At 47.9% G+C, this 12,413-nt stretch carries 6 protein-coding genes, 2 pseudogenes and 3 riboswitches; of the genes and pseudogenes, 3 read left to right on the forward strand and 5 right to left on the reverse strand.

Translation table 11 applies throughout. The features are described 5' to 3' along the window. Both ABEW34_RS27015 and ABEW34_RS27020 read left to right on the forward strand, forming a co-directional pair. Window positions 1-2,364, forward strand: a 2,364-nt coding sequence (locus ABEW34_RS27015; protein ID WP_430163348.1) for an S-layer homology domain-containing protein, incomplete at its 5' end; no start/stop codon positions are given. 571 nt (window positions 2,365-2,935) lie between these two features. After that, window positions 2,936-6,199, forward strand: coding sequence for an Ig-like domain-containing protein (locus ABEW34_RS27020; RefSeq protein WP_430163351.1), 3,264 nt, complete (start codon window positions 2,936-2,938; stop codon window positions 6,197-6,199). Window positions 6,200-6,773: 574 nt separating this feature from the next. Here ABEW34_RS27020 and ABEW34_RS27025 read toward each other — a convergent pair. The 5 genes and pseudogenes from ABEW34_RS27025 to ABEW34_RS27045 all read right to left on the reverse strand — a co-directional run. After that, a pseudogene (locus ABEW34_RS27025) lies at window positions 6,774-7,314 on the reverse strand (ABC transporter permease); the annotation flags it as partial. Further along, a pseudogene (locus ABEW34_RS27030) lies at window positions 7,314-7,593 on the reverse strand (ATP-binding cassette domain-containing protein); the annotation flags it as partial. The pseudogenes ABEW34_RS27025 and ABEW34_RS27030, both read right to left, overlap by 1 nt. A gap of 70 nt (window positions 7,594-7,663) precedes the next feature. Next, window positions 7,664-8,329, reverse strand: coding sequence for a universal stress protein (locus tag ABEW34_RS27035; RefSeq protein ID WP_430163354.1), 666 nt, complete (start codon window positions 8,327-8,329; stop codon window positions 7,664-7,666). Window positions 8,330-8,509: 180 nt separating this feature from the next. Next, window positions 8,510-8,669, reverse strand: a riboswitch (cyclic di-AMP (ydaO/yuaA leader). 184 nt (window positions 8,670-8,853) lie between these two features. After that, on the reverse strand, window positions 8,854-9,552 hold the full coding sequence (locus tag ABEW34_RS27040; RefSeq protein ID WP_430163357.1) for a response regulator: 699 nt from the start codon (window positions 9,550-9,552) through the stop codon (window positions 8,854-8,856). A 31-nt stretch (window positions 9,553-9,583) separates the two neighbouring features. Further along, the gene (locus ABEW34_RS27045) at window positions 9,584-11,095 is read right to left on the reverse strand and encodes an ATP-binding protein (protein ID WP_430163360.1); all 1,512 of its coding nucleotides are present in this window, start codon (window positions 11,093-11,095) and stop codon (window positions 9,584-9,586) included. A 268-nt stretch (window positions 11,096-11,363) separates the two neighbouring features. Beyond that, a riboswitch (cyclic di-AMP (ydaO/yuaA leader) is annotated at window positions 11,364-11,541 on the forward strand. Window positions 11,542-11,626: 85 nt separating this feature from the next. Further along, window positions 11,627-11,788, forward strand: a riboswitch (cyclic di-AMP (ydaO/yuaA leader). 115 nt (window positions 11,789-11,903) lie between these two features. Here ABEW34_RS27045 and ABEW34_RS27050 point away from each other — a divergent pair. Then, on the forward strand, window positions 11,904-12,311 hold the full coding sequence (locus ABEW34_RS27050; RefSeq protein ID WP_430163363.1) for a hypothetical protein: 408 nt from the start codon (window positions 11,904-11,906) through the stop codon (window positions 12,309-12,311). Window positions 12,312-12,413 lie beyond the last annotated feature (102 nt).

The raw sequence follows: 12,413 nt of genomic DNA on the forward strand, positions 1-12,413 counted from the left end.
GGAGGAGCAGCGACGACGGTCACCTGGACAAGCGATGACGTGAACAACAAGGTGGAAGTAGACAGCACAGGGAATGTAACGGTCGCATCGGATGCAGCGCTAGGCGATTACACGATCACGGCAACATCGTCAGAAGATAGCAGCAAAAAAGGAACCGCGACGATTTCGGTCACGGCAGCAGCTTCCTATTCAATCGCTGCAATCACGGATCAAACGTTGGCAGCACTAGTTCAGGGATACGAATCGGGTACCCAAGAGAATAAAACCGTCCCAGTCATGAATACTGGAACTGGAGATTTATTGAACCTGTCGGCAGCGCTTAGTGGAGCAAACGCTAATGATTTTGTAATATCTCAGCCAGATTCTATTTTAACTGGCAGCGAGTCAACAAGCTTTGACATTCATGTAAAAGACGATTTGCCAGCAGGCACCTACACGGCAACGGTGACCGTATCTGCGAATCATATGACACCTGTAACATTTAACGTTACGCAAGCAGTGAATTTGCCCAATGCTCCCGAAAATCCACAAAATCTTGTGGCTGTCGGCGGCGACCGCCAAGTTACACTGAGCTGGGGGGCAGTATCGGATGCGATGCAATACCGTATTTACATGGCAACGGATGCTGAATCAACTGACCTTGTTGAAGTAGCGATTGTCACATCACCTACTTACAACGTACAAAACCTGGTCAACGGTAATACCTATTACTTTGTAGTAAAATCAGAGAACTTGGGAGGCTTGAGTGGGGCATCGAACCATACAAGCGCGACCTCATCAACCATCCCGGAAGCGCCAGCTAACGTATCCGCAGTGGCGGGCAACGGACAAGCTGTCATAACCTTTACGGCTCCAACGGATAATGGTGGAAGTGCGATTACAGGCTATGAGGTGATAGCATCTCCGGGAAATATCAGCGTGATTGGGGGAGCAAGTCCGATTACGCTTACAGGCCTGACGAATGGAACAAGCTACACCTTTACGGTAAAAGCGATCAATGGGGCAGGTAGAAGCTCTGCATCCGCGGAATCGAATGCAGTCATTCCGGCAGCATCCAATACGCCATCTCAGCCTTCCGTTCCATCGACATCGGGTACTGTGAACACTGCGAACAACGGAGTGAATATTCTGGTTAACGGAAAAGTTGAGAATGCAGGTACCGCCACAATCACAAAGCGGAACAATCAATCCGAAATAACGGTAGTTGTGGATCAGAAAAAACTGGATGAGCGACTCACGGCGGAAGGGCAGCATGCGGTAGTCACGATTCCGATTGACCAAAAATCCGACATCTTCGTTGGAGAGCTGAACGGTCAAATGGTGAGAAACATGGAGGACAAGGAGGCTGTCCTAGTATTCAAAACCGAAAATGCAACGTACACGCTTCCAGCAGGACAAATTAATATCGGTGCTATATCTGAGCAGGTTGGCGAATTAATAGCCTTGCAAGATATTAAAGTACGGATTGAAATTGCCGTCCCGACAGCGAATACGTTGGAGTTTGTTAAGAACGCAGCAGTCAAAGGCCAGTTCACGCTTGTCGGCCAGCCGCTGAGCTTTACGGTGAGAGCTGTATACGGAGATAAGATTATCGAAGTAACGAATTTTGACGCTTATGTGGAAAGGACGATTGCGATTCCGGATGGCATTGATCCGGGCAAAATTACGACTGGAGTAGTCATTGAGCCGGATGGCTCCGTACGTCATGTGCCGACTAAAATCCGAAATATGAACGGGAAATATGAGGCTCAAATCAATAGCTTGACCAACAGCGATTATGCGGTCGTATGGCATCCTCTCGAATTTAGCGATATGATGAATCATTGGGCGAAAAATGCCGTTAACGACATGGGGTCTCGGATGGTTGTCGGTGGAACGGGCAACGGGCTGTTCAGCCCTGACCTGGAAATTACCCGTGCCGAATTTGCAGCGATCATCGTACGCGGACTAGGACTCAAGCTGGAAAATGGAGCAACGCCATTCTCGGATGTGAAATCAACCGATTGGTTTAGCGGCGCGGTTAATACAGCTTATTCCATGCAGCTTATCAACGGCTTTGAAGACGGCACGTTCCGGCCGAATGACAAAATTACAAGAGAGCAAGCAATGGTTATTTTAGCCAAAGCGATGGTGATAACAGGGCTGAAGGCCGAGCTGCTTGAACAATCGACCGAAGCTGCCCTTCGTCCGTTTGAAGATGCAGCGGAAGTGGCCACATGGGCGCAAAGCAGCATGGCGGACAATGTACAGGCTGGCCTTGTATTTGGCAGAAATGGAGCTTTACTCGCGCCGAAGGGGAATATGACCCGAGCCGAGGTCGCAACTATCATACAGAGATTATTGCAAAAATCGAATTTGATTTAAGCAGCCATTCCTTGGAGTATCCTGCCATCTATCAAGCTTCCAGCTGGATGATGGCAGGATTTCTTATTTTTCTGGAGCAAATACAAGCATTCTGCCAATAAACTAGGCTAGGAATCATGGTATGATTAATGTGTTCGGCGCCCCGAAATTGGATAACTTAGGTGTTAATACTGATCACTCCACACATGTGGAGTGCTGTGTGTCGCTTATACCCGTCTCTCTTAGATTGAGTTAGGGATGAGCGTCGCTCCATACTCAGCAGAAATTTGACGCTCGTCTCCTTTCAAAGTCAGGCGCTTGCGGTGTCTCAGTAGGAATGATACAGCGATGCCCGCCGATCGTAATCAATTTGGAATAGAGGGTTTTCATAGCATTTTGTAGAATATTGTAAATAAGCAATGCAGCGGGAATTAAAGATAGGATTTCTTCTATTCCCGTAGTTCAGTGTAGTAGAAAACGACACCTGCTACTAGCAAAAGAATCTATCATAGTGAATGGGGATACTGATATGTATCAAGCGAGAAGATTGTGGAAGTTACTTCTAGGCTTAATAATCTTAGGATTTTTACCTTTGTACCTAACCGACAGAGCGTTTGCCGCCCCTCCGGACGCCACCATCGTGGTCGCTGACAATGATCTGTCTATCGGCGAAACTTCGCTGGTGACGATCACCTTCTCAGAAGCGGTGACTGGATTTACCCTAGATGACCTGACAGCGGAAAACGGTACCCTAAGCGGCCTCGCAACGAGCGACAACATCACCTATACCGCAACCCTCACGCCGGATAGTATAAACGACCCCACGAACGTCATCACGCTCGACAATGCTGGTGTAGAAAATGTCTTTCACCAAGTGGGGATCGGAACCACCGAATCTAACAATTACTCCATTGACATCATGCAGCCGGCTGTGGCGAGTGTGTCGGTTCCTGCGGGTGCCTCTTATGGTGCAGGAAAAAACTTGGATTTTACAGTACAGATGAGTGAGCCCGTATTCGTTACGGGGACTCCAGGGATCTCATTGATTATAGGAGCAACAGTCGTTCAAGCTGTGTATGAAAGCGGTTCGGGGACGGACGCTTTGCTATTCAGATACACCGTACAAGCTGAACAAACGGATGCTAATGGTATTTCCGTTGGAGCTTTCACGCTCAATGGCGGGTCGATCAAGGATCATGCAGGCAACGATGCGGTATTAACGCTAAGTAACGTTGGCAGCACAACGAACGTGATCGTGGATACAACAGCTCCAACGATAACGAGCGTAGCGGTACCGAACTCTGCAACGTATAAATCCGGCGATTCATTAGATTTTACCGTGACTATGAGTAAGAATATTACGGTTACGGGAACGCCGCAATTAACGTTGATTATCGGTGGAGCGAATCGTGCAGCATCGTATTCGTATACCGAATCCAACAAAAAAAACCTTCATTTCATTTATACCGTTCAATCCGGAGATTTGGATATTGACGGAATTGATGTCGGCGCATTGTTAAGGAACGATACGATTCATGATGATGCGGGCAACCCGGCAACGTCAACACTAAACAATGTCTCCGACACAACTGGGATACTCGTAGATGCAATAGCTCCGAAGATATCCAGTATATCGGTGCCAAACGCTGGTTCTTATAAATCCGGCGATTCGTTAGATTTTACCGTGACTATGAGTGAGAATATTACGGTTACGGGAGCTGGGACACCGCTGCTTGAGATCCATATAGGAGGAACGAATCGTACAGCCTCCTTAATTAGCGGGACGATGTCAGATACGCATGCGTTACAATTCAGGTACACCGTGCAGGCTGGCGATGATGACAACGACGGCATTGCCGTTGGAGCCTTGACGCTCGATGGCGGTTCGATCAAGGATCACGCAGGCAACGATGCGATATTAACGCTAAACAACGTAGGCAATACGTCGGGTGTATTGATCGATACAACAGCCCCAACGATTACGGGACACTTTGTAGGCAATGGTAATGCCTATATCGACGTGATGTTTAGCGAAGGCGTATATACAACGAGTAATGGCACGGGCGCTTTGACTTCAAGCGACTTACGATTGAACTTCGCTAGAAATGACGGAAATGCTTCCGCTGTTTCTATTCATTCATTAAAGAAAACAGATGGAGGAGATTTGATCGGCGGTGAGACTGCCATTCGAGTAAATCTTGACGTAACGGGCATTCCGACCGGCAATGAAACCATTGAAGTCGTGCCGGAAGATGGTGCGTCTATCTTTGATTTGGCGGGCAATGCTGTAGCAGGTTCACAATCGTCCGGAACGGCAACGCTTCTTGACATGCGCTCTCCATTCATTAACCCGACAAGCGCAAGCTTCGACAAATACGCCGGAGCAGCGGCGAATCGCGATGTAACGACAACACTGGCGCTGATCGGCAACACGCTGACCAGCATTGCCAACGGCGGGACGATTCTCGTTTCGGGAACGGACTATACCGTATCGGGCAACACGGTGACGATTCTGAAGTCATACTTGGCGGCGACGCCGGTCGGAACGACTAGTTTAACGTTCACGTTCAGCGCAGGTGCGGAGCAGTCGCTTGCGATCACGGTGAGCGATACGACGCCTTCAAGCAGCGGCGGTGACAGCGGCTCAACGCCTTCCGTCCCCTATCCGGTCATCGATATGAACGGAGTATCGCTTAACCCGGATACAATAGACACGACGAAGCCGTCCTATACGCTTGAAGTTACGCCGAAGGACGGGGTAGCCTATGTTAGCATTCCGGCAAGCATTATGACCGGCTTTGAGGGCAAGAACGCGGCCTTTATCATCGAAATCAAGGCGCCGTACGGCAGCTATCAAGTACCGGTCAATCTGGCGTTGCTCATTCCGGGGCTGAAGGACTTGCTTGCAGCGAATCATCTCAAAGCGGAGGATATCAGCTTCAAGATCACCTTGTCCGACAAGTCCGGCAATAAGAATATCCAAGCTGCATTGGCAAACGGATTGCCAAACAGTCAAGCGATGGGCGCGATTGTGGATTTTCACGTAGAGACCATCAACTCCAAGACGGGGAAAACCGTTGGAACGGCAGATCAGTTCAATCAGAAGCTTACCCGGGTTATTCCGATGCCTAAGAACATGACGGTTATTCCAGAGCAATGGGGTGCTTTCCGCTACAACGAAATGACCAAGAAGTTTGAGTTTGTCCCCGCTAAGAAGGTACAGATCGACGGTGTATGGTATGTGATGATCAGCTCATTCTCTAACAGCGTGTACGTTGTGGCAGAAAATGCCATGAGTTTCATCGATATGCTGGAGCATTGGGGCAAATCGTTCGTCCAGCTTGCCTCGGCGAAAGGACTTGTTGATGGGGTTGGCTATGGCAAATACGACCCGAATCGCACAGTCACGAGAGCGGAGTTTACCGCCATGTTAGTCCGGTCGCTGGGAAGAGGCACATCTACCGGCAGTACATTGTCCTATGACGATGTGAAGTCCGGCGCATGGTACTTCGACGAGATTACCAAAGCGAAAGAGCTTGGACTTTTGAACTTTGTACAAGGCAATAGCTTCATGCCCGATCAGCCGCTGACTCGCGAGGAAATGGCGAGCATGCTGGCGGAAGTCATTTCACTGGAGAAGCTGCCAATCACCAAGGAATTCGTTAGCTTGGACGACTACAAGGATATCGTAAGCACGGACAAAGCCTATCTGGAGGACGTTCGTTTGATGGTTAAGCTTCAAATCATGACTGGCACAGGCGCAAATTCGTTCAGTCCGAAGGGTGAAACGACTCGTGCCCAAGCGGCGGTTGTGTTTATTAGGATGCTGCAAGCCCTTGGAATGATCGACAAATAGGCAGGCTGTAGCAGATCACAACAGAAGATAATATTTCCCCTCATAAGACACATGTGGAGTGCGTAATAGGGATATGTCGAGTCGATACCTAGAAGTCTATAGTGATCCGTATTCGGCGAAGTAATGTTTCTAGCTCAGGACGAAGGTTTCGGTCGTATATATGAAATGGGTAGATATGACGAGTGATTATAGTTAACGATGGAGTATAACACTTTCAATCGTGTTTTTGGTGGGTTAACAAATTCCAGCACTTTCCATCTCGCGCCATTAATGCTTTTATATCCTCAATCAGTATCCCCATTTCATTCAGCAGAATAGTTATGATTAAACTTTCAAGTAATTACAACCACATTTTTAAACTTTGCTGTCCAATTGTGAGCCGAATGTCTTCAGCAAATGAGATCCTACCAATCAGTAGAGAAAAAAACGCATTATTATACCTAGGTCATCCCGAACAATTGAGTCGTCAACAAATGTTTCATATTCAACAAATACTCTTGGTGTACTTCTCAATGTCATTTCAACATTTGCATTTCTACTCAAAAAAGGATGATTAACTTCATACGCCAAATAAGATCAGTGGATAGGAAAACGCGCTTGCGCCTTCCACCGTTTTTGCGGAAAGTCTGGCAATGGCCGCGAACCAAGTCAAAGCCAGCGTAAACAGCACGATGATTCCTGCTACGGCAAGCCAAGACAGTACCCCGGAGGGCGAGCGAAAGCCCATAATGAGCGCTACGAGAATGATGACGACAACAGAAAGGACGTTGGATACCACCGAGGTGAGCACATGCCCCCACAGTACAGTGGAACGCGCAATCGGCATGGAGAGGAACCGCTCAATGATGCCCCGTTGCTTATCCAAGAAGCGGCGGTAAGCCACGTAGGCCCCCGCTGGCAATAGCCATAAGCAGTATACCAGGCAATAGGAAGTTCACATAGTTATCCATACCGGTTTCGATTGCGCCGCCAAACACATAAACGAACAGCAACATCATTGTGATCGGAGTGATGCAAACGGTGAAGATGGTGTCCATACTGCGGAAAATATGGCGCATGGAACGTCCGAGCATCACGCTCATATCGCTGAAAAAAAGTTTATTTGCCTTCTCCATTAGATGGCCTCCTTTTTAGCAATGATCGCGAGGAATATCTCCTCCAATGTCGGCTGTTTTTCAACATACTCTACTTTCGATTTCGATCCGCGCCTCGGGGTCGAGCCCTGTGGTTGGCTCGTCGAGGAAAATAACCTGCGGTTTTCCCACGAGGCTCAAGGGAATGTCGAGTCTGGGGCGCATACCGCCCGAATAAGTTGATGGCTTACGGTCGGCTGCGTCAGTTAAGCCGAAACTTTTCAGCAAATCGTCCGCCACCTGACGTGGATGATCCAGATGCAGTCCTTCAGGAAATCGTTCAGGTCGGCGAGCCTCTCGATGGTAACGTCAAACAGAAACCGCCTTGTTGTCATGGTGAGTTCTGTTTATCTTTAGAAGATGCGATGCCATCAAAAATGCGATATTTCAATCCACTATCATCTGCTTTAAAAACGCCATTGTTGAAGTCCGTATGAACACTTCGGTAAAAGACGCCTTCGATACTGTCAGGAACAAGGGAATCCAGTCGCAGCACAAAGCGGTTCCCTTCTCTTACGAGATAGGCCTTGACCCCCATCTCATAGTCTTCGTTCTGTTTTTGCATCTCGCGCTGTACGGATACGATATGAATATCTACTTCTTTGATCAAATGAAGAAGCTGATTAATGATTGAACCTTTTGTAATCTCTTCCCATTTTGTGCGAGCCGACTGCCCAATAATAATTTGTGTGATTCGCCTTTCCTTTGCATGTTCTGCAATGACTTCTGCGACATTCCTGGAATCACTTTTTGCGACAATCAGATCAGCCTGTAGTGTCTCGGCCATGGAGTTCCAAAAAGCCATGTTTTTCTCACGCGCCTCATTATACCGGTTATCATCAATCGGATCTACCGTAAGCAAGGTAAGCGGCGCTCGAAGAGCGGTGGCCAGCTTCCAGCCGCGGCGAATCAATAACTCTGAATTCGGTCCATAGTACAAACAAACGAGTATTCTTTCATCGGTTTCGGTTGAATCGGAGTAAGAAGTTGTGATCAATTTGCTTCGCCCCTGTCGATATAATATGCGCAACAACAAGCAGAAACTAGCTTCCGGATGCTCAGAAATGGATGATGAAAAGCAGAATAAAACGAAAAGAAGCCAGAAGGAAGAGGGAACTTTCCTGTCGGCTTCTTGATTGGTATAGCAAAAAAAGCTATAACATAAGCTGCATGGCTGGATTGCTCTCTCAGTACGCTTACGAGGTTAGCTGTCGGATTCGGGCGCGAGAGTCTCCCTACCTTGGTTCAAGGATTCACCCCATGAGACAAGCAAAACGGAAGCCTGCTCTAGATTGGTTCCCCCGTTTCCCGCGATGGGAATTCAGCGAATGAAACGCATTATATAGTTGTTGATGGAAATAATACGTCATTCCTATTGCAAAGTAAATCTTCAAAACAGACTGGTTTTGAATCAAATTCTGCCTAGTATCACGATCCAGATCATATTTCAATGCAGTTACGTTCATTTTCGACAGTGTACTTGCGGCTTGCTTGACTAATCACATCCGAAAATGTTCACGGTCATTCAGCAGCGAGAAAGCGATATCCAACGCCGGGTTCTGTTACAATGTATTTGGGTTCTGCGGGATTGTCTTCAAGCTTCTTCCTCAAGTGCCCGATGTATATGCGCAAATAATGCCGATTGGAATCATCGTACTCGTTCCAGACTTGCTTCAGCAATTGGCTTTTTGTAATGACTCTCCCTGCATTGAAAGCCAGAATTTTCAACAAATCATACTCCGTCGGAGATAGCTTTATCGGTTCTCCCTTCAATTCCACACTTCTTTGCGCAACATTGATCATTAGCTCCCCATGGTGCAGGACCGGATCTTCTTGAGCCCTGGCTGAGTGTCTTAGCGCTACGCGAATCCGCGCAACTAGTTCTCCCATTCCGAAGGGTTTGGTCACATAATCGTCGGCCCCATGATCCAGCGCAAAGATTTTATCCGCTTCCCGGTCAATGGCAGTGAGGACGATTACTGGCAGATTGGACCGTTCCCGAATACTCCTCAGTACATCCAGGCCGGATAGATCCGGTAATCCCAAGTCGAGTATTACGAGATCCGGAGATGCAAGAGTAGCTTGCTCCAGTCCCTCTTCCCCGGTTGACGCTTCGTATACGTTGTATTTATGGGCTTGCAGCGTCACCTTGAGTAACTTCCGTATTTGAGTGTCGTCTTCCACAACAAGAATTCGAACATGGTGTTCATGGTTTGACATTCGTCTCATCCTCCTATTGTTGGCTGGCCTATTAGTTATCTCGGACAAGCGGAAGCGATATCGTGATGATGGCTCCTTTTGGCACGTTGGGCTTGGCGGAGATGGTTCCTCCATGCAGTTCGGCGATCCCTTTGCTGATGGCCAGCCCCAAGCCCGTTCCCGTGAGGTGTCCAGTTTGTTCGGAACGATAAAACTTTTCAAATATGCGCTCCAACTCATCTTCCTTTAGTCCGATCCCTTCATCGGTAACCGATAGTTGGATGAATTCGATGCCTGCCTTGACAGACAGGATAATCTCACTGTAATCGGGACTATACTTAATCGCATTGCTGATCACATTGATCAGCATTTGCTCAAGCAGAGCTTCATCGCCAAGAACGATGGGGATTTCATCGGTCAGGTCAAGGCGAATCGTGCGATGCTCCTGGTAGCCTTTCAACTGCATGAAGGTAGAGCCGATGATTTCCTCCAATTCGCATTCATCCTTCCGTAAGGTAAGCATGCCGCCTTCGAGCCGGGCCATACCCAGCAAATTCAAAACCAATCGATTCATACGAAGCGCGCCATCGCGAATGGTCACAAGAAGTTGCATTCGTTCCTCGGAGGTAAATAGTTTCTCGCCATCAATCAGCCCGGTTGCAGAACCGATAATGGCTGCGAGCGGTGTACGAAGCTCGTGCGAGACGGAGTTCAATATAGCAATGCGAAGCCGCTCGGATTCGGCGGTCAGATGGGCCAGCTTTGCCTCTTCCTCGAACTTGACGCGTGCGACTGCGCTGGCCGCCAACCCGCCAACCGCTTCAAATAACAAGGCTTGTTCCGGCAGGGTCTCGCTTCGCTCATGCTTGGAAATAAGAACCATAACTCCGAATCTGTGTTCCTCAATCTGAAGCGGGATAAAATGCCCGATGAGTCCGCCCGTATGGGAAATTCTTTTTTCCAATGACTTACCTTGATTGTAGACGCGTTTAGCAAGCGCAAGCTCAGCTTGTTCCTGCACATGATGGGCAAATGGGCTGGAACGACGGGCGAGCGTAAGCTCATTGTTGTTTTCAGCCAGATAGATCGTGACGTCCATTTTCAGGATTTCAGACAGCTGTCGGGAAAAACGGTCCAGCAATGACGGCATATCGACGGCAGAGCTAATCTGTTTACTGAGTGCATAGAGGGTGGCGGTTTGCTTCTCTTTTTGCTTGGAATAAAGCACTTGTTGTTTGAGCCGCGCGGCCAAGCCGGCTGTTAAAACCGCGACCACCAAATAAACGGCGAAGGATATCAGATACCTTAAATCAGCAACCGTGAAACTGAGTACCGGCGGAATAAAAAAGAAGTCAAAGGACAACACGCCAAGTAAGGCAGCAAAAAATGCCGGTCGAAGTCCCCAAACTGCGGCATTTAAAAGAACGGGGAGTAAGAAGATCAGCGCAATATTGGCCGTTTCAAATGCGAGCCCAAATGGCTTTAATAGGATCGTCATCCCAGCAATGAGCAGCGCGGTGATGGCATAAGGATGCCAACGGAATGTTGAACGGGAATTTTTCATGGTCTTTGCCTCCAATACCAATCAGGACTCACCTTTACCATAAGCGTACTGTAAATAAAGCGTAAAAGAAACGGTTTCCGGGGGTAAAAGTTCCGTAAAAATCACGTATATGAAAGAAAAAAAGAGAAAAGAGGAGGAAATTAAAGATACTGCGTGATGGGGTATCCAGTTGCAACTAGAAGGTGAATTTTAAACTTATACCCATCGTGCATTGCTTTACAATTATTTGCATACGGCGTAACATACGATTCATGAATTCAATGATTCACCATTTTATTCGCTGAATTGCCTTACAGGCAATCGGGGGAACCAATTGCGGAAGCTTGTGTGAGAGCAAGCATTCGTGCGGGGTGAATCCTGCCACCGGGATACGACTTGTTGGCAGGTAGGGCGACTCTCACCGCCCGAATCCGTCAGCTAACCTCGTAAGCGCAGAGCAACTCTTTGCCAGATTTCGTTGCTTATGGAGAGAGGATGATGAAGCTTGTGATCGTAACCTTCGACCACAGGACTTAGGCCTCATGTGGTTTTTTACAATTATCGCTGAATTCTTTGCTGTGCCAAAGAAGCGGGGGAACCAACGGAAGTCGGAACAATCGACTTTATGGGGTGAATCGCCGGAAGTACCGGCGTAGGGCGACTCTTACGCCCGAATCCGACAGCTAACCTCGCAAGCGACATAAGAGAGGCAACATTAATCAAAAATAGACACGGTTTATTCACTGTGCCTTGGAAGTTGATGAAAAGTGGCCTCTTTTCGTGAGCTTCTTTTTTGTTGCCTCCGCGTTTATCGACAGGAGGGACAGATGTGATTATACAAGAGGATTATATTCTTGTTTCAGCGCCAACAGAAGCCGGTCAAGCATTTCTGCGGACGTTGGTCATGAAAGAAATACCATTTGTGGCACTTACGAATAATAGAGCTGATAAACAAGCTCTGGAGGAAATCGGAGTAAAGGAAATCCTTATGGTGGATACAAGAGACAGTCGTCCGCCGATGATCCCTGAGTTGCCGATCGGAAAGGTTTACTTGTTTGAACGTAGCTTCAATTTATGTTGCAGGTACATTCATATTTGTCGCTCATGGACGGGAAAACCGATTTTTGTCATTACACAGGGAAATAACAGTCGGCTCATTTATAAGGGGCTTGGTGCCAATTATGTGATCCATTCACAGGGGAATGATCTGTCCTTTCTGTTAAGTGAGAACCAGTAAAGCCTCAAAAGGAGATGCGGAAGATGTTGGATATTGGAATGATTGCTTTGGTGATTGGACTGGCAGCAGCCATGATTGGCCTTGCCGCTTGGTCAGGCAAAG

The sequence above is a fragment of the Paenibacillus algorifonticola genome (genome assembly GCF_050481745.1).
Lineage (GTDB): Bacteria > Bacillota > Bacilli > Paenibacillales > Paenibacillaceae > Pristimantibacillus > Pristimantibacillus algorifonticola_A.